Annotated in this window: 23 protein-coding genes; 10 read left to right on the forward strand and 13 right to left on the reverse strand. The window is 33.2% G+C overall.

What is annotated here, in order from left to right:
• The first annotated feature begins 1 nt into the window (after position 1).
• The 7 genes from VCM48_RS00890 to VCM48_RS00920 are packed head-to-tail and all read left to right on the forward strand — an operon-like array spanning position 2 to position 3,404.
• Positions 2-1,234 carry a hypothetical protein gene (locus VCM48_RS00890; protein ID WP_482271257.1) on the forward strand — a complete coding sequence of 411 codons (1,233 nt, stop codon included), beginning with the start codon at positions 2-4 and terminating at the stop codon, positions 1,232-1,234.
• Positions 1,231-1,581: a carboxypeptidase-like regulatory domain-containing protein gene (locus VCM48_RS00895; RefSeq protein ID WP_482271258.1), complete on the forward strand. Its 351-nt coding sequence runs from the start codon at positions 1,231-1,233 to the stop codon at positions 1,579-1,581. Before VCM48_RS00890 ends, VCM48_RS00895 begins: the two co-directional genes overlap by 4 nt.
• Positions 1,582-1,588: 7 nt before the next feature.
• Positions 1,589-1,933 carry a hypothetical protein gene (locus tag VCM48_RS00900; protein ID WP_482271259.1) on the forward strand — a complete coding sequence of 115 codons (345 nt, stop codon included), beginning with the start codon at positions 1,589-1,591 and terminating at the stop codon, positions 1,931-1,933.
• A 12-nt stretch (positions 1,934-1,945) separates the two neighbouring features.
• Positions 1,946-2,290, forward strand: a complete 345-nt coding sequence (locus VCM48_RS00905) for a hypothetical protein (RefSeq protein WP_482271260.1) — start codon at positions 1,946-1,948, stop codon at positions 2,288-2,290.
• 7 nt (positions 2,291-2,297) lie between these two features.
• The gene (locus tag VCM48_RS00910; RefSeq protein ID WP_482271261.1) at positions 2,298-2,657 is read left to right on the forward strand and encodes a hypothetical protein; all 360 of its coding nucleotides are present in this window, start codon (positions 2,298-2,300) and stop codon (positions 2,655-2,657) included.
• A 29-nt stretch (positions 2,658-2,686) separates the two neighbouring features.
• On the forward strand, positions 2,687-3,019 hold the full coding sequence (locus VCM48_RS00915; protein ID WP_482271262.1) for a carboxypeptidase-like regulatory domain-containing protein: 333 nt from the start codon (positions 2,687-2,689) through the stop codon (positions 3,017-3,019).
• A gap of 1 nt (position 3,020) precedes the next feature.
• Positions 3,021-3,404 carry a hypothetical protein gene (locus VCM48_RS00920; RefSeq protein WP_099216182.1) on the forward strand — a complete coding sequence of 128 codons (384 nt, stop codon included), beginning with the start codon at positions 3,021-3,023 and terminating at the stop codon, positions 3,402-3,404.
• Positions 3,405-4,036: 632 nt separating this feature from the next.
• Here VCM48_RS00920 and VCM48_RS00925 read toward each other — a convergent pair.
• The 4 genes from VCM48_RS00925 to VCM48_RS00940 all read right to left on the reverse strand — a co-directional run bounded on the left by VCM48_RS00925 (position 4,037) and on the right by VCM48_RS00940 (position 8,252).
• A complete protein-coding gene (locus tag VCM48_RS00925; RefSeq protein WP_305733629.1) occupies positions 4,037-4,738 on the reverse strand; it encodes an HU family DNA-binding protein in 702 nt (233 codons plus the stop codon).
• 373 nt (positions 4,739-5,111) lie between these two features.
• Positions 5,112-6,128 carry a hypothetical protein gene (locus VCM48_RS00930; protein ID WP_482271263.1) on the reverse strand — a complete coding sequence of 339 codons (1,017 nt, stop codon included), beginning with the start codon at positions 6,126-6,128 and terminating at the stop codon, positions 5,112-5,114.
• Position 6,129: 1 nt separating this feature from the next.
• Complete coding sequence (locus VCM48_RS00935) at positions 6,130-7,386, reverse strand: hypothetical protein (protein ID WP_482271264.1); 1,257 nt, start codon at positions 7,384-7,386, stop codon at positions 6,130-6,132.
• 161 nt (positions 7,387-7,547) lie between these two features.
• Complete coding sequence (locus tag VCM48_RS00940; protein ID WP_482271265.1) at positions 7,548-8,252, reverse strand: hypothetical protein; 705 nt, start codon at positions 8,250-8,252, stop codon at positions 7,548-7,550.
• A 74-nt stretch (positions 8,253-8,326) separates the two neighbouring features.
• Between VCM48_RS00940 and VCM48_RS00945 the strand changes: the two genes are divergently transcribed.
• Positions 8,327-8,599, forward strand: coding sequence for a hypothetical protein (locus tag VCM48_RS00945; protein WP_482271266.1), 273 nt, complete (start codon positions 8,327-8,329; stop codon positions 8,597-8,599).
• A 364-nt stretch (positions 8,600-8,963) separates the two neighbouring features.
• Here VCM48_RS00945 and argH read toward each other — a convergent pair whose 3' ends face one another.
• The 9 genes from argH to VCM48_RS00990 form a co-directional block, all read right to left on the reverse strand.
• Positions 8,964-10,235: an argininosuccinate lyase gene (gene argH / locus VCM48_RS00950; RefSeq protein WP_482271267.1), complete on the reverse strand. Its 1,272-nt coding sequence runs from the start codon at positions 10,233-10,235 to the stop codon at positions 8,964-8,966.
• 389 nt (positions 10,236-10,624) lie between these two features.
• Positions 10,625-11,683 (reverse strand): M20 family metallo-hydrolase, encoded by a 1,059-nt coding sequence (locus tag VCM48_RS00955; RefSeq protein ID WP_482271268.1) that lies wholly within the window; start codon positions 11,681-11,683, stop codon positions 10,625-10,627.
• Positions 11,680-12,489 (reverse strand): acetylglutamate kinase, encoded by an 810-nt coding sequence (gene argB, locus VCM48_RS00960; protein WP_482271269.1) that lies wholly within the window; start codon positions 12,487-12,489, stop codon positions 11,680-11,682. Before argB ends, VCM48_RS00955 begins: the two co-directional genes overlap by 4 nt.
• 288 nt (positions 12,490-12,777) lie before the next feature.
• Positions 12,778-13,716, reverse strand: a complete 939-nt coding sequence (locus VCM48_RS00965; protein ID WP_482271270.1) for a Rossmann-fold NAD(P)-binding domain-containing protein — start codon at positions 13,714-13,716, stop codon at positions 12,778-12,780.
• Positions 13,713-14,840 carry an aspartate aminotransferase family protein gene (locus tag VCM48_RS00970; protein WP_482271271.1) on the reverse strand — a complete coding sequence of 376 codons (1,128 nt, stop codon included), beginning with the start codon at positions 14,838-14,840 and terminating at the stop codon, positions 13,713-13,715. The genes VCM48_RS00965 and VCM48_RS00970 overlap by 4 nt, the downstream gene beginning before the upstream one ends.
• Positions 14,827-15,636 (reverse strand): pyrroline-5-carboxylate reductase, encoded by an 810-nt coding sequence (proC, locus tag VCM48_RS00975; RefSeq protein ID WP_482271272.1) that lies wholly within the window; start codon positions 15,634-15,636, stop codon positions 14,827-14,829. Before proC ends, VCM48_RS00970 begins: the two co-directional genes overlap by 14 nt.
• 86 nt (positions 15,637-15,722) lie before the next feature.
• Positions 15,723-16,700, reverse strand: a complete 978-nt coding sequence (gene argC / locus VCM48_RS00980) for an N-acetyl-gamma-glutamyl-phosphate reductase (protein WP_482271273.1) — start codon at positions 16,698-16,700, stop codon at positions 15,723-15,725.
• A gap of 151 nt (positions 16,701-16,851) precedes the next feature.
• Positions 16,852-18,030: an argininosuccinate synthase gene (argG, locus tag VCM48_RS00985; RefSeq protein WP_482271274.1), complete on the reverse strand. Its 1,179-nt coding sequence runs from the start codon at positions 18,028-18,030 to the stop codon at positions 16,852-16,854.
• Entirely contained in the window at positions 18,027-18,638 is a 612-nt protein-coding gene (locus VCM48_RS00990; RefSeq protein WP_124591130.1) for a GNAT family N-acetyltransferase, read from the reverse strand. Before VCM48_RS00990 ends, argG begins: the two co-directional genes overlap by 4 nt.
• A gap of 897 nt (positions 18,639-19,535) precedes the next feature.
• Between VCM48_RS00990 and VCM48_RS00995 the strand changes: the two genes are divergently transcribed.
• Both VCM48_RS00995 and ilvD read left to right on the forward strand, forming a co-directional pair.
• Complete coding sequence (locus VCM48_RS00995; RefSeq protein ID WP_482271275.1) at positions 19,536-20,423, forward strand: branched-chain amino acid transaminase; 888 nt, start codon at positions 19,536-19,538, stop codon at positions 20,421-20,423.
• Between the two features lies 1 nt (position 20,424).
• The gene (gene ilvD, locus VCM48_RS01000) at positions 20,425-22,101 is read left to right on the forward strand and encodes a dihydroxy-acid dehydratase (RefSeq protein ID WP_482271276.1); all 1,677 of its coding nucleotides are present in this window, start codon (positions 20,425-20,427) and stop codon (positions 22,099-22,101) included.
• The last annotated feature ends 9 nt before the right edge of the window (positions 22,102-22,110 follow it).

Raw genomic sequence — 22,110 nt, forward strand, 5'->3', positions numbered from 1 at the left:
TATGCCAAGTTTTGTCCCCCTAGGAATAGCTGATTACAGCGGAAATAGTGAAAGAGGCTTTGTACAATTTACTTACCAAATAGCCGATAATAATGCCAAAGAACTAACGCTACAAATTAGAGATGGAAGCTCGGTGATATATGAAGAAAAAATAACTGATGCCAACAAACTAAAACAAGGAGAACATATTTGGAAATGGGATGGGTTTGATAGCGGAGGAATTTTAGATACGGCTAAACTGACACAATACGAAAATTTAAATCTGTATACTATTGGCGTAGATAGCTCAAATAACTACAGCAGAAAAAAGTTAGATTTTAGTATGCGTTACGATGAGGTTAAATGGGTAGATGTAAAGATTGATAAAAACTCTAAAAGAATAGATGTTACATTACGTGTTAATTTAAAAGATGGAGGAGCGAGAGGGGTAGAGTGTTATGAAAAGGATATTGACCCAGATCCAAAACTTAGAGTTCCAATGAAAGTATGTCCGTGGGATAAAATACCACAAGAATATGTAGAAAAACATGGAGAACCCTTAAAGGAAAGAACAAAAACTTATAGGGATTTAGAGGAAATGGCTTTAGAGGGAATAAACAGGTATTGGAGTAGGAGATATACAAATACTCATGGAACGATAATTAATAATGAAAATTGGGAAATAATTGTGACAGCAATAAATACAGATAATTCTTATACAAGTTTAAATGATATTCCCTTGATTTATAATACTAATAATGCTTGGTCACGTTCAGGAAATCCTGGAGGAAGTTATAATGATAACAATATTGATGATAATGCTCTAAACATAATTCCAGATACAGGTATTATACAACGTATATCATATAATGTCGGATATATAAAATATTCTAATGGTTGGTTTTATCAAACTGATGAAGAAGAACAGGTTGAGTTTTCTGAAACTTGTGCTCATGAAATAGGACACGAAATATTACAAGCTTTTTATGGTACTACTTTTTCGTGGCAGCATAAGGGCAGTTCTTACTATTTACCTCAAGATAAAAAACCTATTGAGGAGTCTTTACTAGACAAAGTAACTCATCTTGATTTTATGCACAGTTCAAAAGGAGAAAGTTATCCATCTAGAGACAAAGAAATAGATCTTATGAAATATTACAATGGAATAAAACCTTCAGATTTTTACATTAGAAGAGTGGCTAACGAAAATGATGTAAAGGGGCTACTATGGTTATCTAAATTAAAATTAAAATGAGAAAATTTTTATTCATATTTTTTATAGCTTTATCACTATCCTGTAAAGAAAAAAGACTTTTTTATCATGGGGTTGTTTTAGATGAAAATAATAGACCTTTACCAAATGTAAAGGTAAAAGAATTGGACTTTAATAATTCAACATTATCTGATTCAAAAGGGTATTTCAAATTAAAAAAAGACATCAACTTTATCTCTAAATTATCCTTTTCCAAAAAAGGTTATAAAACTAAGATAGTAAGAACAGTTTGGACTCATAGTGGTGAAGTGGTAGGGTACACATTTCTAAATAAAAAAGCAGATACTGTAATTCTACAGAAGAAAGTAATATCTCACATAGAAGGTTGAAATTATAATGAAAAAGTTATTTTTATCTATTCTCTTGTTGTCTTTACTTTCTTGTAAGAAAAAAATAGACTATTACCACGGTTATATTTATAGTAAAGAGAAAAAGCCTTTAAGAAATTTAAAAGTAGTAGAAGACGACAACCTTAAAACTTTTAGTTTAACAGATGAAAAGGGATACTTTAAGATACCAGAATTAAATAGTTTTGGAGGTAATTTAGTTGTATATACAGAAAATAATAAGGTGATTGATACCATACACACGATATTCTCAAATCGTGGAGAAAAATTGAATTATCGTTTTATTAATGGAAGAAACGATACTCTTTTTATAGATATGAGTAGGTTTAAATAGTTGATTTGTAAAATGAAAATCCACCATTTATTATTAGCTTTTATCTTTTTAATACAAAGCTGTAACACTAACTATAGCGGATATATCTATGATATAGATACAAAAAAGCCTATAAAAGGTGTAAAAATATGTAGTTTACAAGATGATAAATTAACTCAAACAGATGAGAAAGGTTTTTTTACTCTAAAAGAAGAAACATTAATAGGGAATGAAATCATCTTAAAAAAAGATAACTATAGGATAGATACATTGCCTGTATACAGTACTCATAATGGAGAGTTTATAAGTAGAAACTTTACTGGAGATACTATTTATTTAATTAGTCATAAAAGTAAATACATCAAGTATTTTCAATAAAATAAAAATGAGATTCTATTACTTACTATTAATAGCACTTATTTTGAATTCTTGTTCATCAAGAATAGAAAGACCCGAAATTAAAGGAACACTATACGATTCTTTAACATATAAACCAATTAAAGGTGTATTAATACAAATTGATGATGAACAGATAAAGTCCGATAATCAAGGAAAGTTTACCATACAGAGAGTAAAGAAAAGAGTGATGTTTAATTTTGAAGGCGGGCATGTTCCTTTATCTTATTCAATGGAATTAAAACATCCAAAATACAAGATTATCAAAATAGAAAAAGGAACAAGAGGGAGTTTTGGAGAAGAGGCAATATTGTATGATTCAATTTTCCTAAAACCACTTGAAAAGTAAGCGTATTCTAGATACGCTGTGCAGCTAAAATGAAAAACGTATTATTACTAACACTATTACTTTTAACAGTTTCTTGCAAACAAGGATTATGTGATTGTTATCACGGCTATGTATTTGATGAAAATAAAAAGCCAATAGATAATGTAAAAGTTTATGAAGAAGCAGCGTTGTCAAATTCCACATACACAAATAAAGAAGGATATTTTAAACTAGATAGAGATTCATTTATAGCAAATTTAATTTTTAAAAAAGAAGGATTTGAAATAGATACAATAAGCCCTTATATAGAGTTTAGAGGGGGTGATAAAACAATCTTTATAACTAAAAAGTCAGACACTTTATTTATGAAGAGGATAGAATAAAATGAAAAAAGTAGTATTCATATTTATAATAGTAACATTAACAAGCTGTTTTGTTAAAAGAGTTAGTAGACCTCCTATAATAGGTTATATATATAACTCTAAAACATTACAAAAAATAGATAGTGTTGATGTAGTAACTTGGGATTCAGTAAAAAAAGATTATTCTACTGAAACCATTAGTGATGTAAACGGGAGCTTCTTTTTAAAAATGAAAACTTACTACGATAAAATGGCTATAGGAGGTGAAGCTCCCATGGGCTTTTTTAAGTTTAGTTTAATAAAAAAAGGATATGAAAAAAGAAGTATTGAGAGAAGAGGTAGGTATGGTTTTACAAAAGACACTATAAGATTTGACTCAATCTTCTTAAAACCACTTGAAAAGTAATAGTTACAACTTAAAAAGGCAACTAAATTAATGGTTAATGTAATCATTCTAAAGTCTATATTTTAACAGTAAACATTCTTTCATCTAACTTCAAAATCAACCGTCATTCCGAACGGTAGTGAGAAACCGTAAGGTCCAGCGTAGCTAAATCTCACTCCAAAGCATTACACTTATTCTTTTATTATAATCACTGTCAGTTCGAGTGATTTTTATTGAGTGATAACGAAGTAAAAATTGTATCGAGAACTATTCGAAAACTTCTCGATACAAAATTATTTTTATTTCATTTCAATAATTTTACTCGAAGTGACACTAGATGATAAAAAGAATATCGAACGAAGACCTATAAATAAGTCTTTACTCTAACAGCGAAGTGGTCTATTCTCTTGGCTCTAAAATAACCGTCATAACGAAGAACGATAAAACACCCTATAAAACATTGAGAATTTTGTTAGTTATACTAGTTAACACCTAATACCCATTAAAAACCACAGCAAATAAGAAATACAAAAAAAGTACGAGCTATATGCTCGTACTTTTTTTGTTATTAGATTTTGTATTAACCTTCATACACTACTGTATGAAGTCATCCGACACTACTGTATGGTGTCACTCGACACTACTGTATAGTGTTACGATACAGTAAGAGTATATGTAGACTCAGCTATCATAATATCCTTTAAAAATCGATCAGAACTAGAAGTAGCTTGCGTTTTAATTCTAACACGATAGTTACCAGCAGCAAGGGCAGGAGCTTGACCAATAATCTTCTTATAGCTGTTTTGTGCTAAATAAGAAACTTTGGTTTCGGTACCGTCTTCGGCAACAAAATATAAACCAACATCAGGTAAGTCTCCAGCAACCTTTAAACGCAAACCGTTCAGCTCAAACAATCCGTTGGCAGATAAGGTGGTATTCGTAGTTGCTGTAGTAATATCTTTTAAATTATTAATAACCGTGTTGGTAATAGGAGCAGTTACTTTTTGTAGCGGAATATCGTCTTTAATTTCGTTGATTAACTTTCCGCTGTTGAGGTTTACGTGTAGTTTATGAGTTTCTGGATTAAAACCATCTTCCTCAGTATCAAAAACCCCAGAAATAGAATACCCAATATTTAGTAAGGGTAGGTTAATATTATCGCCGTCTTCTATCGACTCGATAATTTCTTCATAGTAAGAATTAAGTACCGCCACAATATCGGTTTTACTTACTAGGTTACGTTTGCTCAACATTTTATCAATCAATTCATCTTGATTAATAGTACGCTCTGTTAATACGCGTGCTGAGTAGTTAGTTTCATCGGTTAACTTGTTTTCAATTAAATAGTACTTCATCATATCGATTTTTAAAATTACTTACTTTTCCTTTTGAATCCTTTTTGGGGTAGTAACAGTTGGGGTATAGGAGCAATAACCAATACATGCCAAAACAATTACTAACCTTGGTGTTATTCATCACCAAATAGTCAGGTATGAGTGTACCTTAATAGCATTAACCTCGTAAAGATGTTGTAAAATTGAATGTGGTTGAATAGTAATAAGAGATAGCAATTTACTTTTTACAAACAATTTTTATAGCTGACACTAAAATAGTTTTTTTTCGTTTTAACCCTCTGACTTTATGAGTTTTTTAATGTTTTAGGAAGTGTAGGGGAGGTATGGGAATAGAAAACACGGATGTGGAATCCGCGTTTTTAAGTAAGTTATTTTAGCTATATAATTCAAAAAAATCTTTTCTGTTAACTTTGAAGTAGTCTAACATAAGAGCTAATGAACTTTTTAATTCGATCTCCAGCTCATCAGGATTTATTAAAGTTTTTTGGAAAGCTTTTTTCTCGAACATGATTGCCCATTTAAAGACGCCTTTTATGGTTTCAACTTTAGAGTAGTATTCTTTTAGTATATCCATTTCCGTAGTGTCTAGCGACTTCTTTATTTGGTTAGCAGATATTTTTGAGTTAGCAATTTTAATAGCCATTTCTATAGTCTGATTTACTCCTTCACGACCTAGGTTACCATATTTAAAACCATCACTTAAAACAGCTTTTCTTTGTTCTGGTTCTAAAAAGGCAACATCTTTTAATATATAATCAAGTATTAAAAAGCTATGAGAAAGAGTAATGTAAACAGCCCTTAAAGCGGTGTCTTTTTTTTGAGGGTCGAAACATTTTTTTATAAAATAATTAAGAATAAGAAGAGTAGAGTTGTAACCGCTAAAGTCCAGCTCGCTTAATAACCTTGATTTGGATTTTTCATAAATATTCTTCCATGTAAGGTTTTTAAATTCTTTAAAACTTTTATAAGAACTTAAAAGGTTTAAAAAAGTTTCTTCAGATAACCTATCAAGATTATTGTAAGATAGTTTTTGAAGAAAATTACCATCTAAAATGGTAATATTATGCTTATGTCCATATTTTCTTACAGCTTCTTTTTTATCAGTAGTTGCAACAACACAGTTGTCAAAGCAAAGAAGTTGTTGTAACCCTTTAGCCCAAAGTATTCTTTCAAAAGCTTTAGGTGTTTTTTTGTTTTTAATATCTACATTTGTCCTTTCTCTAGTTAATCCAGAAACTCTGCCATATAGAAATAAATCGATATCTGTTATTTCATTGCTTTCAAACTCATATTTTATACCCCTACTGACATAATAACCGTTATTGATAAAGTATAAACGTAGTTTTTCTTCCATCAATTCTCCTTTAAAAAGTTCAGGTTGTTTTTCCATATTATTTCCTCATTGTTCTTAATAATTCTGCTACATTTAAGTCAGATGTAGTTGATTTTTTTCTTCTAATTTTCCATCTGTTTTCTTCTGGACCAGTATAATTAGAAACGCTTGAACTACTTATTGTTGTTCCTAAAGTAGACTTTTCTGCTAAATCTCCTTTTTCTATTACATCAAGAGCTATTCTAGCTATATCATATTTCAATAGTATCATAAAGTACCTAGTTCCATAACTATGTTCCAATTTTATTACTCTGTTTAATTCCAATATTTGATAATCTTCACCTATCGCTGTACAAGGACCTACTTTTTCTCCACGTAATAATTTTTTTAAAGTATTTACAAGCATTGAGTAGTCTTGGATTTGACCTCTATTAGAAGAGCTTATTTTTAAACCATAAATCAAGGATGATATAAAAGCTTTCGCCATATCTAGGGCATCATCTTCAAAAGGGTTTCCGAATTTAGCAAATGAAGAAGGTTTCGTCAGAAATATTTTTGAATGATTGTTATTACTAACCTCATTAAAGTCGTACATTGCGATAGATTGAAGTTTAGATAGTAATTTGCTTCCAAGAATAGTTAAAGCTGTTTCAATAATAATACAACCATCTTTAGATATTAAGGCATCTAAATCAGACACTTTTCTTGCATCTTCAGAACTTAGAGAGCTAAGAACTTTAGATGTTTTTTCAATAGAATCTCGTTTAAATAAATTACCGTTAAAATAAGTTTTTTCTTTATCTAGTTCTTCATAATCAATTAAACCTATATCTTCTGATTGTTGGAATAATTTAAAATTTGTTTTGCTATCAAGTTTATAAGTATCACTAATATATTCTTTTAAAAGTTTTTCTTTTATAGGCTTATCAGAACTATAATTAGTTAAATCTAATGATGCTTTTTGATAATCATTTGAGGATTGGTTAAATATTTCAGAGGTATGCGTAAGGACACCAGAGGTAGTGATACCTAAAATTGATACATCCCCATTGTGGGATGTATCAATTAGTTGAGATTTTTCAAGAGTTTCTAATATAATTGGTAATTCTAATCGCTTACTAATATTTAATGAATCTGAAATAGCATTAACTTTATTTTTATCTAATGTACTTTCTGATTCAGAAGCAGCTAAACTAGATAATAAAAGCCCACATTTACCTGCTAATTCAATATCTTCAAAATCTGTTGTTCTTGTAACATCTTGAAGTTTTTTTGCATGGTTTATTATCCAGGCTCCTTCGGTTCTATTTTCCATTTTTTCAATATGTTAATAAATATCAGTAAAAGTATAATTCATGTTTTGTTTATTTTTATGGTCTTCCGTAAAAAATATATAAGATACTAATAGAGTAAAAGTTTGACTTTTATTTTAGCAATAATTAAAATGTTTGGAATTGTTTAAGTAATAAAATAGTATTATTTAATTTTTTGCTTATTAGCTTGAGAGTTAAGTTTTTGATCTCTCATGCTATATGCTAATATTTGAGGGTTTATTATAGTTTCTGTATCATAAATATGAGATTTGATAGTTGCAACTGCTTGAAGTGCATTAGAAATAGATGCAGGTGATAAATCTGATGTTGTAGGGATTAAGCTATTAATTTTTTGAGAGCCTATTCCACTTACTCTTACTTCTAGAGACCCCTCAATTTTTTCTATGTCAGCAACTAAACTGAAAGGACTAGCTAAATTAATTCCAGCTTTTTTTGTTTTTATTTTAGCAACCATTCTAACTCCCACACCTACTAAAATAGATTCATAATTACTTTCAGAATCACTAATAAGTGTTTGAGTTTGGGAAAAATCATAAATAACTTGATAAGTTTCATTTTTTCCAGATATACCCACTCCTAAAACAGATAACTCTCCATTAGCATTCATTTGATAAACTGTGACATTTGACACTATATTGGAAAATGAGTTTAATAAAGTTTTATCGTGAGTTAAATCCCTAATACTTTTAACACTAACTGTTTTATCATTTTCAACGTAGTATATTTGCCCGTCATATTGTTGAGGGGTAGTTAATGCAGTATAATCAGAAGTGAAGTTTTGTGCATTAATAAGGTTTGTAAAAAAGATTGCAATTAGCCCGTAAATAAGTTTTTTGGTTAGTATCATAATAATTTGTTTAGTTGGTTAAGTTGTTTATTTTTAGTTCTTTGTAAATTTATACATTCTCATGGGAATATTTTTTGTGGTTTTCCGTAATAAAAAATGCGGATATCCGAAAGACATATTGGTTAACTTATGAATATAACGGGTCTAGCGCCATAGATTTAGACTTTAAAGTACCTGTAGTAAAAAACCAAGCAGAAGTATTTTATCACCCTAACAAAAACCCAAACCAAGCCATTTTTGCAAGACTAGTAACCTATAACTACAAAGGAAACGAAAGTGATGAGGCTTTTTATCAATTTCAATTTGGATATAAGTTCTCCATAGGGTCAAGAACAGTAAAGAAATAAAGTAAAAAGAGGTTATTTGTTAAGAATAACCTCTTTTTATATAGCTGTTTTATGAGTTCTATTAAAATCTAACAAAATTCTAATTTCATCGTGTCACCTCGAACCTGTAGGAGAGGTCTCAAGGTTATGAGTTACTCCTTTTAATAAGATTCCTCTCTATCGTTCGGAATGACAGAAGACTTAGAACCAAGAAACAAGACCGCTTTGCTGTTAGAGTATAGACTTATGAATGTCATTTCGACCGGAGGGAGAAATCTTTATACTCTGAACTCTGAACAAACAGATTACTTCGTCGTATCCTCCTCGTAATGACGATTTTTTTTTTAGTATTTACCACTAACCACTAACCACTAACCACTAACCACTAACCAAGCTTCTCACGTATTTTATCCAAACACAAATTATCAATACTACCCACATGCGTATGTTTTTTAGAAGTATCAGGAGTATACGTACCGTTGACAACTTCGCCACCAATTTTTTGGTAAGCCTCTCTAAAACTCATACCGTTTTCTACTAAAGTATTCATGTTATCTACCGTAAATAAGTATTTATACTTTTCATCCTGTAGGTCAATATCCTTAACAATAACTTGCTGAATAGCATAATCAAAAATATCCAACACATCTTTTAACTCTTCAAAAGCATTGATGATGTTTTCTTTTAATAACTGATAATCTCTATGATAACCACTTGGTAAATTATTAGTGATTAATAAGGTTTCGGTATATAAGGCTTGAATTTTATTACACTTCCCTCTAGTGAGTTCAAATACATCAGGATTCTTTTTATGCGGCATAATACTACTACCTGTGGTTAATTCATCAGGAAAAGAAATAAAGTCAAAATTCTGACTCATATATAAACAGATATCCATGGCAAAACGAGCTAAGGTGTTACTTACACTTCCTAATGCCATGGTAAGCGTACGCTCACTTTTTCCTCTGCTCATTTGTGCTGCCACCACATTGTATTTTAAGGTTTCAAACCCTAGTTCTTTGGTGGTAAACTCTCTATCAATAGGGAAGGAACTACCATAACCAGCCGCAGAACCTAACGGATTTTGATCTACCGTTTTTAGTGCAGCATCCACCATGTACAAATCGTCAATTAGCAATTCAGCATAAGCAGAAAACCATAACCCGAAAGAAGAAGGCATTGCCACTTGTAAGTGGGTGTACCCAGGTAATAACTTGGTTTTATGTTCTTCTGCCAACTGTAGTAAGGTATTGAATAACGTTTTCGTTTTATCAGAAATCAACTGTAAATTGTCTTTATAATACAACTGTAAAGCCACTAAAACTTGGTCGTTTCTGGAACGTGCTGTGTGTATCTTTTTACCAACCTCACCATACATCTTGGTTAATTCGAACTCAATTTTAGAATGAACATCTTCAAACTGAGCATCAATTACAAAAGTGCCGTTTACAACTTGCTGTTGAAGCGTTTTTATACCAGTGGTTACTTGCGTTAATTCTTCCGAAGTAATAATACCGATGGAAGCCAGCATTTTTGCGTGTGCTAGTGATGCTTGTAAATCATATGGTGCAATGTGTATGTCTATTTCTCTATCGTTTCCAACAGTGAAATGCTCTATTTTTTTATCTATGGATAATCCTTTGTCCCAAAGTTTCATAATCTTAGTGTTTAATGTGTCATTGCGAGCCTTTCGACTGTCGCTCAAGACAAGCTCAAGTGTGGCAATCTTCTTATTGTTTGTGTTTCAAATTAAGAGATAACCACGTCGTTTCACTCCTCGTTATGACGTTTTTATTTTAGTATTGAGTGTTAAATACTTTATCTAACAAAATTCTCATTGTTTGTTTGTCACCTCGAACGTATGTGAGAGGTCTCAAACTTATGAGTTACTCTTTTTAATGAGATTTAGCTACGCTGAACCTTACGTTTTCTCTCTATCGTTCGGAATGACGATTGTTTTTCAGAGTTAAGAGAATAGACCGCTTTGCTGTTAGAGCAAAGATTTGGTTATAAGTCTTTGTTCTTGACTCTTTGTTCTATTTTCTTCTACAATACTTTATTCAATAATTCTATATACAACTCAATCCCTTCCTCAATTTCTTGAAGATAAATAAACTCATCAGCGGTGTGTGAGCGGGTACTATCACCAGGTCCTAATTTTAACGAGGGACAACTCAACACTGCTTGGTCAGATAGGGTAGGAGAACCATAGGTTTTTCTTCCTAAAGCCAATCCTGCTTGTACTAATGGATGCTCTTTTGGTATTGACGATGAATTTAAATTCAAACTTCTTGGTTGTATGTTACAAGGTGCGTTTTGCTGTAAATAATCGCTAACTTCTTGATTGGTGTATTTATCGTTTACGCGAACATCTACCACTAATTTTACTTCGGAAGGAACAGCATTGTGTTGTTTCCCTGCATTGATTTGTGTTACTGTGAGTTTTACGTCTCCCAAGGTTTCCGAGGTTTTTTCAAATTCAACATCTTTAAACCATTGTAATACATCAATGGTGTTATAAATAGCATTATCATGGTTCGGATGTGCTGCATGACTCGGTGTGCCTGCAACCTCAGCATCAAAAACTACCAAGCCTTTTTCGGCAATAGCTAATTGCATTAAGGTAGGTTCTCCCACAATGGCTACATCAATGTTTGGTAAGGTTTTTAGTAATCCGTTTAAACCGTTAGGACCGCTGCTTTCTTCTTCGGCAGTCCCTGCAAATACCAAATTATACGCTAAGTTTTCTTTTTGGTAGAAATAGGTATAGGTTGCTAGTAATGATACCAAACAGCCTCCCGCATCGTTACTTCCCAAACCATAGAGTTTACCATCTTCCACAATCGCTTTAAAAGGATCTTTGGTATAGCCGTTATTAGGTTTTACGGTATCGTGATGCGAGTTTAGTAACAGCGTAGGTTTGCTATCATCAAAATGTTTGTTTACCGACCATACATTGTTCTGTGTTCTGGTATACGGAATATCAAATTCTTGAAACCAGTTTTCCAATAGTAGGGCAGTAGCATCTTCTTCCGAAGAAAAAGAAGGAGTTTCTATCAAGTTTTTTAATAAGCTGATAGCTTTTGTAGTGAGTCTTTGTATCATGATAGTTGTAATGAGGTGTGTTTGTTTTTTGAGTTAAATACCATAGCTGTATTGCCTATGTGTACTTTTTGAACGTTGTTTTTTAGGGCATGAAAGCAATTGTCTAACTTAGGAAGCATTCCTTCAAAAATGACTCCGTTAGTTTTTAGTTGAGCATAGGCTTCTAATGTGATTTGCTCGATAACAGAAGTATCATCAGTAACATCTCTTAATACTCCTGGTTTTTCAAAACAGTAGTACAGTTCTGTATTGAAATCAGCAGATAATCCTATAGCCAATTCAGCAGCAATAGTATCGGCGTTGGTATTGAGTAATTGTCCGTTAGCATCGTGTGTAATCGCACAAAACACTGGAGTTACTTCGTTATTAATTAATGCCGTTACTACTTGCGGATTCACGGTAATAACGTCGCCAGCAAATCCATAATCTATAGGTTCAGCAGGACGTTTGGTTGATATAATTGTGTTTCCGTCAGCCCCTGTAAATCCCACAGCATTTGCATTGTATGCTTGTAACTGCGCAACAATTTGCTTGTTAATTTTACCTGCATATACCATAGTAATCAAATCTAAAGTTTGCGTATCGGTTACACGTCTGCCATCGATCATCGTCACAGGAATATTCAATTGTTTAGCCAATTCAGAAGCTAATTTTCCACCACCATGTACTAATACTTTTGAACCTTTTAACTGAGCGAAATTAGCTAAGAAACTATGTAAGGCTGTCTCATCATTAATGATGTTTCCGCCTATTTTAACAATCTTTATGGTTTTCATTTTTAGTTTTAAGTTTAATTTATTGTTCATTTTTTCTTGATAAAAAACGAACCAAAAAATCAAGTCTGTAAAGAGGAAATTGCTACGCACCACTCATTTTCAAAGCTTCATGCTTAAAGCTACGCTTAGCACTTCCGCTTTTTCACTCGTTATTTCTTTATACAGACAGTTTTCATATTTTAATTCTCTTTTAATTAAATGTCACGTCGAGTGATTTTTAGTACTGAAAGGGAGAAAAATTGTATCGAGACGTTTTCAAGTAGTTCTCGATACATCTCCCTGCGGTCGACACTCGAACTGACAAGTCAAAATTTAAATTCAACTTAAATGAGTTAAAATCTCTTTTAATACTACCTGTGCTGCAAAGGTTCTGTTGTTGGCTTGTTTAATGACAAGAGAATTCTCACTATCTAAAACAGCGTCTTCCGCTACCACATTTCTTCTAATAGGCAAACAGTGCATAAACTTAGCATCTCCAATTTTTTCTTTGGTAACCATCCAGTTGGGGTCTTCATTTAGTATGTTACCATAATCATTAAAAGAACTCCAGTTTTTGGCATAAATAAAGTCGGCATTTTCAAAAGCTTTCTCTTGATTGTATTCTACAGGGAATCCTTTCGTAATTTCCGGGTCTAGCTCATAACCTTTGGGATGTGTTATAACAAACTCTACATCCATGTTGTGCATAAGGTGTACAAAAGCATTGGCAACCGAATGTGGTAAGGCTTTCGGGTGAGGAGCCCAAGACAACACAACTTTAGGTTTGTCCACTTTTTTAGTTTCTGTAATGGTAATCGCATCTGCCAAGGCTTGCAACGGATGATCAGTAGCGCTTTCCATATTGATAACAGGCACCGTAGCGTACTTTATAAAACTATTGAGTACAATTTCAGAGGTGTCTTTTTCTTTGTCTTTCAACGTCGGAAAAGCTCTTACCGCAATCATATCAGCATATTGAGAAATTACCATGGCAGCCTCTTTAATATGTTCTGAAGTACTTAAATTCATCACAGTACCGTCTTCAAACTCCATATTCCAAGCATTGGTAATGTTTAACACGCTTACCTCCATACCTAAGTTTTTAGCCGCTTTTTCGGTGCTTAATCTTGTACGTAAACTAGCATTAAAGAACAGCATGACTAAGGTTTTATGTTTTCCTAAATCAGCAAACTGATAGGGGTTTTCTTTTAATTGAATGGCCTTTTGAATAGTTTCTGAAAGGTTTTCAATATCGTTTAGGCTGGTGTATTTTTTCATGACAGTTCCTTTTTTAAAGCTTCAAAAAACACATCGATATGTTGCTTTTGAATGGTTAGTGGCGGAAGAATTCTTAATAAATTTGGATTCTTAGCACTCCCTGTAAAAATGTGATGTTTGAATATTAGGTTCTTTCTTAGCTCAGCAATAGGAAAATCGAATTCCAACCCTAACATTAAGCCTCTTCCTTTTACAGTTGTTATCTGTGGAATAGAAGCTGCTTGTTCCATAAAATACGCAGCAATTTGTTGTGCATTTTCCATCAAATGCTCTTTTTTAATGGTTTCAATAACTGATAAGGAAGCAGCACAGGCTAAGTGATTTCCGCCAAACGTAGTTCCAAGTAAACCGTAAGAAGCCTCAATACTTGGATGGATTAAGATTCCCCCAACAGGGAATCCATTCCCCATTCCTTTTGCCATGGAAATTATATGTGGCGTAATGCCGTGTTTTTGAAAAGCAAAGAAACCACCCGTTCTACCAAATCCGCACTGAATTTCATCAGCAATAAGTATGGTGTTGTATTGCTGGCATAGTTTTTCTAACCCTTGATAAAAAGTAGTTGATGCTTCGTCCAATCCACCAATACCTTGAATAGTTTCTATAATAATAGCACAAACATCAATATTTTGTAAGGCTTTTTCAACACCTGCTAAATCTTCAAAGGCTAAAAAGATAACTTCTTGCTGCGCATTGATAGGCGCCACAATCTTAGGATTGTCGGTTGCAGCTACCGCAGCAGAAGTACGTCCGTGAAACGAATTCTTAAAAGCAATTACTTTTTGCTTACCCGTATGAAAAGAGGCTAACTTTAAAGCATTTTCATTGGCTTCGGCTCCTGAATTGCATAAAAATAGTTGGTAGTCTTTACAGCCAGATATGTTTTCTAGTTGTGAAGCTAACTCAACTTGTAACGGATTCTGAATAGCGTTGCTATAAAAGCCTAGTTTACTTACTTGCTCACTGATGTTTTTTACATAGGTAGGGTGTGAGTGTCCAATAGAAATTACAGCATGTCCGCCATATAAATCTAAATACTCTGTGCCTTTATCGTCGTGTACATATACATTGTTGGCGGTTACTGGGGTTATATCAAATAGAGGATATACGTTAAATAAACTCATTATTGTGTTTTTTTATGGTGTTAATTTTATTAAAAGAGGCTACCATTCCTTGTATTAATGCTGCACTTAACCCTTTGTGTTCCATTTCATTTAAGCCTTCAATGGTACAGCCTTTAGGAGTGGTAACTTTATCGATTTCTTCTTCTGGATGATTTCCTGTGGCTATGAGTAGGTTGGCAGCGCCTTCACTAGTATGCATAGCGAGTTTTTGTGCTTCTTTTGCATCGAAACCTAACTGAATAGCGGCTTGTGTAGTTGCCCGTATTAAGCGCATCCAAAAAGCAATTCCACTAGCACATATTACGGTGGCTGCTTGCATTTGATCTTCAGGAATAATCATAGAAGTTCCTAGTTGATTGAAAATAGTTGTAGCTATTTCTAAATCTTCCTTCTTTTGAGTATTGCCACTAAGACAAGTCATCGATTTTCCAACGGCAATAGCAGTATTAGGCATAGCTCTGATAATAGTAGTATCTGAACCAATTAGCGTTTCCATTTTTTCAATAGAAAAACCAGCAACTGTAGAAATTACAATATGATTGTCTGATAACAGAGGAGCAGTTTCTTTTAAAAGAGCTTCTAAATGTGTTGGTTGTACAGCAAAAATTAATACATCAGATGCTGTGATTGCTTCCTTGTTATTAGAACTAATGAAAACGTTGGGCACTTCTTTAAATTCATTGAGTTCTTCAATGTTTCTCTTGGTTAAGAAAAGTTGAGAAAATGAATTGTTTTGTATCAATCCTTTAGCGATTGATTTTCCTAAGTTACCTGTTCCTATAATTGCTATTTTCATTTGAGAAAGTTTAGATTATATATTTTGTATTATTCATTTCTTGTATTAAGACATTCATCTTGGTTTACCTAATCCCTCTGTGAGGGTTAGAAATAAGTTGCTTTTAACTGTAAACCTGTATCTTCTTTAAAACCAAATAGTAAGTTCATATTCTGGACTGCTTGCCCAGATGCTCCTTTTAATAGGTTGTCAATAATACTTGTTATCAATAGTTTATCTTCATGTTTGTGTAAGTGAATTAAACATTTATTCGTGTTTACCACTTGTTTTAAATGCAGGTCATTATCAGCAACATGAGTAAAAACGGCATTTTTGTAATAGTCTGCATACAGTTGTAGTGCCTCTTCTAAACTTCCTTCAAAATGTGTATACAATGTTGCATAAATACCTCTAGAAAAATCTCCTCTATTAGGAAGAAATAATACTTCTGAGTCAAAACTAGATTGAAGAGTATCTAATGTCTGATTTATCTCTCCCAAATGTTGATGGGTAAAAGGTTTGTAATAGGAAAAATTATTATCTCTCCACGTAAAATGTGTGGTAGCTGATAATGAAGTTCCTGCACCCGTAGCCCCTGTAACTGCGTTGATATGAACATCACTTTGTAACAAATTAGCTTCTGCTAGTGGAAGCAATCCTAATTGAATAGCTGTAGCAAAACAACCTGGATTTGCAATGTAATTAGCACCTTGTATCGCTGTTTTTTGAAGTTCAGGTAAACCGTATACAAACTCTTTTCTTTGAAAAGTGTTATCAGCTTTTAATCTGAAATCATTCCCTAAATCAATAATCTTTGTGTGGTCTGAAAAGGTATGAGCTTCTAAAAACTTTTTAGAGTTTCCATGTCCTAAGCATAAGAATAGTACATCTATGTTCTTATTAATTTTATTGGTAAATGTTAGTTCAGTGCTACCCACTAAATCTTGATGTATGTTTGCTATTTTATTTCCTGCATTAGAGGTGCTGTACACAAAATTGATAGCAGTTTCAGGATGCTGTAGTAAAAGTCTTATTAACTCGCCAGCTGTGTACCCTGCACCACCTATAATTCCTACTTGTATCATATTGTTTGTTGTTTTAAATAGTAGAATCAGTTTTCATTTATAAGATCATCACGTCGTTATCACTCCTCATGATGACGGTTTTGTCATTGCGAGCCTTTCGACTGTCGCTCAAGACAGGCTCAAGTGTGGCAATCTGTTCATTGTTTACTGTCTATTGATTTACTTGTTGATATATCTTATTCTGATTTCCTAAGATTTTAATAAAACCTTTAGCATCATCAGCTGTCCAACCTTTGTTTAGTTCACCGTAACTTCCAAATTTGGTATTCATCAAATCATATGGAGAAGTAATTCCGTCTAGTGTAAAGTGATAAGGTTTTAGTGTTACAAAAACATCACCTGTAACTTTTGATTGACTGCTTTCTAAAAAAGCTTCCATGTCTCTCATCACTGGATCTAAATATTGACCTTCATGTAAGTGCATCCCATAAAAACTAGCTAAATACTCTTTGTGTTGTAATTGCCATTTGGTTAAGGTGTGTTTCTCAAGTAAGTGATGTGTTTTAATGGTAATTAAGGCAGCAGCGGCTTCAAAACCAACTCTTCCTTTAATTCCTACAATCGTATCACCAACATGAATATCTCTTCCAATCCCAAATTTTGAGGCTATAGTATTTAGTTCTTCTATATTTTGTACAGGAGTTTTTTTATCGTCATTAATAGCAACGAGTTCGCCTTTTACAAAAGAAAGTTTTACCTGTTTTGGTGTTGTTTTGGTCACTTGTGAAGGATAGGCATGTTCAGGTAATGGTTGCTCAGAAGTTAAAGTTTCCTCACCACCAACACTAGTTCCCCATAAACCTTTATTTACAGAGTATTTGGCTTTTTCCCAAGATAAATCAACACCGTTATTTTTTAAGTATTCAATTTCTTCCTGTCTTGAAAGTTGTAAATCTCTAATAGGAGTGATGATTTCAATTTCAGGAGCAATGGTTTGAAAAATCATATCAAACCTCACCTGATCGTTTCCTGCACCTGTACTACCATGAGCAATACAGTCAGCACCTATACTTTTGGCATAGTTTACAATTTCAATAGCTTGTACAATTCTTTCAGCACTTACAGAAAGGGGATAGGTATTGTTTTTTAATACATTTCCAAAGATTAAATACTTTACTACCTTCTTGTAAAAATCATCAACAGCATTAATGTTTTTATAGGTAGCTACTCCCATTGTATAGGCATTTTCTTCAATTTTTTTAATTTCTTCGGAAGAAAATCCGCCAGTATTCACACTAACAGCATGAACTTCATATCCTTGTTTTGATAAACTTACCGCACAGTATGAAGTATCTAAACCTCCACTGTATGCAATTACTAATTTTTTCATTTTTTGTCTTTTTTTAGGAAGATGCTCTCCTTAATTCTTTTAAGTCTTTGAAAGACTTTTCCTTTTATTTTTATGTTTTGAGATTTTTTGTTAGGATCGTATAACATACCAGTACACAAGCACATTTTTTGCTGTGTACGTTGTAGCACATCGTAGTTTTTGCAGGTTTGACAACCATTCCAAAAAGATTGATCTTCGGTAAGTTCAGAAAAGGTTACAGGCTTATAACCCAATTCGCTATTGAGCTTCATAACCGCTAAGCCTGTAGTGATACTAAATATTTTAGCATTAGGAAATTTTGCTCTGGAATGTTCAAAAACTACTTTTTTTATTTGCTTGGCTAAACCAATACCTCTGTAATCTGGATGAACAATTAATCCTGAATTAGCTACAAATTTGCCATGACTCCAAGCTTCGATATAGCAAAAGCCAGCAAACTTATCGCCATCTAAAGCAATAACTGCGTTGCCATTTTCTAGTTTTGTAATAATATATTCTGGTTTTCTTTTGGCAATTCCTGTACCTCTAACCAGAGCAGCTTCGTCAATAGTTTGACAAATAATTTCGGCATACTTACTATGCGATTGATCAGCAATAACAACTCTCATTGAAATTGATTTTAGATAAACATTTTGTTATAAATCGGTGGTTTGAAAAGAAGAACCGGACGCACCTAGGTTCCCAAAAGAAGTAGTACCCTTACGGGCGACGTCGGATAAAAATAGGTCGTACAACAACTGTGTTATTGAAAACAATAACAAGAGTTAGTAACGATATAAAAATGTAGATTATAGAAATCAAAAGGATGAAAATAAAATTATACAATACTCAGTTTTGTGCAAGGAAAGACTAGCGTTGGTTGAAAAACCGCACTAAGAAACTGGGTATATTGTTGTATATTTTATTTGTTTGCATAATGGCGCAAATCTATAAAATAAATTTTGATTAATGCTATATAAAAAATAAAAAGTTTTATAAGTGTAAGTAATACAAAGGGTTAGTGAGTGTTTTTTCTAGGAGTAAAATAAAAAAGTCAAAAAAATATTAGGATAACTAAAAAATAATTTCAAATATTTGTGGCAACAGATGAAAAAACAAATTTTAAATATCATTTCTATTATTGTCATTGTGATTATTTCACAAGGATAAGGAAGCGGTATTTAATAGTTTAACATATAAATTATAAGAAGGCTTCCTAAATTTAGGAAGCCTTTTTTTGTTACAAAAAACATGAATCAATTTTTTAACATCGTGGTAATTATTATTGTCATTATTAGCTCTCCACCGAGTTGATACAGATGGTTATTACCTATAAGAAAGCCTGTATCTAACTCTAGATACAGGCTTTTTTTATGCTTCTGAATATCATAATGAATAGGTGTTAAATGTTTGGTTTTGAGTTTTTTAAGTGTTTTTGTGAGTAAATGAGAATCATTGAAGCCTTAAAATAGAAGAAAGTAAAGTAAAAAGCGAAAAATAATTTTGAACAGTAAAAACAACTAAAAATGTACTATAACGAGGAAACAGTAATTTTTTTCAACGGAGAGTTTATCAAAGCAAAAGATGCTAGCGCTAATCTGTATAGCCAGAGTTTACACTACGGAAACGGGGTTTTCGAAGGAATAAGAGCTTACGATACAACGGAAGGAGCAAGAGTCTTTAAGTCTTATGAGCATTACAAAAGGTTAAAGTTTGGAGCAGAGGTGATGAATATTCAATTAGATTATTCAGAAGAAGAACTAACGCAAATAACGTATGAGTTATTAGAGCGTAATGGTTTGAAAGATGCATACATCCGTCCGTTAGTCACTACTGGAGCCGATATGAGTTTGTTAACTTCTAAAGAAACAAATCTAGTTATCCAATGCTGGGAATGGGGAAAATATATGGGCGATAAATTACTACGTGTAAAAACGTCTTCATTCCAACGTCCGAATCCGAAATCATGCTTTGTGGAAGCTAAAGTAACAGGACACTACACAAATTCAATATTATCAACCAACGAAGCAAAAAACAACGGGTACGATGAAGCACTATTATTAGACATGAATGGTAATGTAGCAGAATGTTCAGGAGCCAATGTTTTTATGCAAAAAGATGGAAAATTATACACTCCACCAAGAGGGCATATTATGGCAGGAATTACACGTGCTACGGTTATCGATTTGTGTAAGGAAGAAGGAATACCTGTTGAAGAAAAACACTTTACACTAGAAGAATTAAAACAAGCAGATGCTTGCTTTTTTACAGGAACAGCAGCCGAAGTAGTTGGATTACAATCGTTAGACGATTATCAATTTCCACTAGCGTGGGAAAAATCACACGGACACAAACTAATGAAATTATATAAAGACGAAGTATTGGGCTTACGTCAAAAAAGAAAAGCAAGTTAACATGGAACTAAACAAATTTAGTAAACAAGTAACACAAGATGATACACAACCTGCTGCACAAGCAATGTTGCATGCCATAGGATTGTCAAAAGCAGACCTAGAAAAACCTTTGGTAGGAATAGCAAGTACAGGATACGAAGGAAATCCTTGTAACATGCACCTAAACGATTTAGCGAAATTGGTAAAAGAAGGAACCGAAAATGCCGATTTGGTTGGATTGATATTTAATACCATTGGCGTTTCCGACGGAATTTCTATGGGAACACCAGGGATGCGTTATTCATTACCTTCTCGAGATGTAATTGCCGATTCTATGGAAACCGTAGTGCAAGCGATGTCCTATGACGGTTTGGTAACCGTAGTGGGATGTGATAAAAACATGCCAGGAGCTCTTATGGCGATGTTGCGCTTAAACCGTCCTTCAGTTTTAGTATATGGAGGAACCATTGCTTCAGGGTGTCATGAAGGAAAAAAATTAGATGTGGTATCTGCTTTTGAGGCATGGGGAGAGAAAGTTGCAGGAACAATTACTAAAAAAGAATATCAAAGTGTAATAGAAAAAGCATGTCCGGGAGCAGGTGCTTGTGGAGGAATGTATACCGCAAATACTATGGCATCAGCTATTGAAGCACTAGGTATGAGTTTGCCTTACAATTCTTCCAATCCTGCAATTAGTGATAACAAAGAACAAGAATGTGTTAGGGCAGGAGAAGCATTACGTGTATTACTAGAAAAAGATATCAAACCATCAGATATCGTAACGAAAAAGGCTTTAGAAAATGCGGTACGATTGGTAACAGTAATGGGAGGTTCAACTAATGCAGTACTACACTTTTTAGCGATAGCAAGAGCAGCAGGAGTGAAGTTTACCTTAGAAGATTTTCAACGTATTTCTGATGAAACACCATTCTTAGCCGACTTAAAACCTAGTGGAAAATATTTAATGGAAGACGTACACAAAGTAGGTGGTACACCTGCAGTTTTAAAATATCTACTAGAAAAAGGATTGTTACATGGTAATTGTTTAACTGTAACAGGTAAAACATTAGCTGAAAATTTAGCTACGGTTCCGAGTTTAACAGACGGGCAAGATGTAATTAAACCGACAGAACAGCCTATCAAAGCTACTGGACATTTACGAATGCTTTATGGAAACCTTGCTAAAGAAGGTTCAGTAGCAAAAATAACAGGAAAAGAAGGATTGTATTTTTCTGGAAAGGCAAAAGTTTTTGAAGGAGAATACGAGGCTAATGATGGAATACGAGACGGAAAAGTTGAAAAAGGTGATGTAGTTGTAATTCGTTACGAAGGTCCAAAAGGAGGTCCTGGAATGCCAGAAATGCTAAAACCAACTGCTGCTATTATGGGAGCAGGATTAGGTAAAGAGGTTGCTCTAATTACCGATGGTCGTTTTTCAGGAGGAACTCACGGATTTGTAGTAGGGCATATCACACCAGAAGCACAAGAAGGTGGGGTAATCGCTTTGGTAAAAGATGGAGACACCATAACCATCAATGCAGAAACCAATACAATAAACTTAGCTGTTTCTGAAGAAGAATTAGCAAAGAGAAAACAAGAGTGGACAGCTCCTCCTTTAAAGGTAAAGAGAGGAGTATTATATAAATATGCAAGAACAGTAGCATCAGCATCCAATGGATGTGTAACCGATGAATTTTAATCGCAGGGC

This window comes from Tenacibaculum sp. DPLXC6 (assembly GCF_056815515.1).

What these genes read in the sequence shown, in the direction of transcription:
- VCM48_RS00890 (WP_482271257.1), top strand. Translation starts at nt 2, where the DNA reads ATGCCAAGTTTTGTCCCCCTAGGAATAGCTGATTACAGCGGAAATAGT.
- VCM48_RS00895 (WP_482271258.1), top strand. Translation starts at nt 1,231, where the DNA reads ATGAGAAAATTTTTATTCATATTTTTTATAGCTTTATCACTATCCTGT.
- VCM48_RS00900 (WP_482271259.1), top strand. Translation starts at nt 1,589, where the DNA reads ATGAAAAAGTTATTTTTATCTATTCTCTTGTTGTCTTTACTTTCTTGT.
- VCM48_RS00905 (WP_482271260.1), top strand. Translation starts at nt 1,946, where the DNA reads ATGAAAATCCACCATTTATTATTAGCTTTTATCTTTTTAATACAAAGC.
- VCM48_RS00910 (WP_482271261.1), top strand. Translation starts at nt 2,298, where the DNA reads ATGAGATTCTATTACTTACTATTAATAGCACTTATTTTGAATTCTTGT.
- VCM48_RS00915 (WP_482271262.1), top strand. Translation starts at nt 2,687, where the DNA reads ATGAAAAACGTATTATTACTAACACTATTACTTTTAACAGTTTCTTGC.
- VCM48_RS00920 (WP_099216182.1), top strand. Translation starts at nt 3,021, where the DNA reads ATGAAAAAAGTAGTATTCATATTTATAATAGTAACATTAACAAGCTGT.
- VCM48_RS00925 (WP_305733629.1), bottom strand. Translation starts at nt 4,738, where the DNA reads ATGAAGTACTATTTAATTGAAAACAAGTTAACCGATGAAACTAACTAC.
- VCM48_RS00930 (WP_482271263.1), bottom strand. Translation starts at nt 6,128, where the DNA reads ATGGAAAAACAACCTGAACTTTTTAAAGGAGAATTGATGGAAGAAAAA.
- VCM48_RS00935 (WP_482271264.1), bottom strand. Translation starts at nt 7,386, where the DNA reads ATGGAAAATAGAACCGAAGGAGCCTGGATAATAAACCATGCAAAAAAA.
- VCM48_RS00940 (WP_482271265.1), bottom strand. Translation starts at nt 8,252, where the DNA reads ATGATACTAACCAAAAAACTTATTTACGGGCTAATTGCAATCTTTTTT.
- argH (WP_482271267.1), bottom strand. Translation starts at nt 10,235, where the DNA reads ATGAAACTTTGGGACAAAGGATTATCCATAGATAAAAAAATAGAGCAT.
- VCM48_RS00955 (WP_482271268.1), bottom strand. Translation starts at nt 11,683, where the DNA reads ATGATACAAAGACTCACTACAAAAGCTATCAGCTTATTAAAAAACTTG.
- argB (WP_482271269.1), bottom strand. Translation starts at nt 12,489, where the DNA reads ATGAACAATAAATTAAACTTAAAACTAAAAATGAAAACCATAAAGATT.
- VCM48_RS00965 (WP_482271270.1), bottom strand. Translation starts at nt 13,716, where the DNA reads ATGAAAAAATACACCAGCCTAAACGATATTGAAAACCTTTCAGAAACT.
- VCM48_RS00970 (WP_482271271.1), bottom strand. Translation starts at nt 14,840, where the DNA reads ATGAGTTTATTTAACGTATATCCTCTATTTGATATAACCCCAGTAACC.
- proC (WP_482271272.1), bottom strand. Translation starts at nt 15,636, where the DNA reads ATGAAAATAGCAATTATAGGAACAGGTAACTTAGGAAAATCAATCGCT.
- argC (WP_482271273.1), bottom strand. Translation starts at nt 16,700, where the DNA reads ATGATACAAGTAGGAATTATAGGTGGTGCAGGGTACACAGCTGGCGAG.
- argG (WP_482271274.1), bottom strand. Translation starts at nt 18,030, where the DNA reads ATGAAAAAATTAGTAATTGCATACAGTGGAGGTTTAGATACTTCATAC.
- VCM48_RS00990 (WP_124591130.1), bottom strand. Translation starts at nt 18,638, where the DNA reads ATGAGAGTTGTTATTGCTGATCAATCGCATAGTAAGTATGCCGAAATT.
- VCM48_RS00995 (WP_482271275.1), top strand. Translation starts at nt 19,536, where the DNA reads ATGTACTATAACGAGGAAACAGTAATTTTTTTCAACGGAGAGTTTATC.
- ilvD (WP_482271276.1), top strand. Translation starts at nt 20,425, where the DNA reads ATGGAACTAAACAAATTTAGTAAACAAGTAACACAAGATGATACACAA.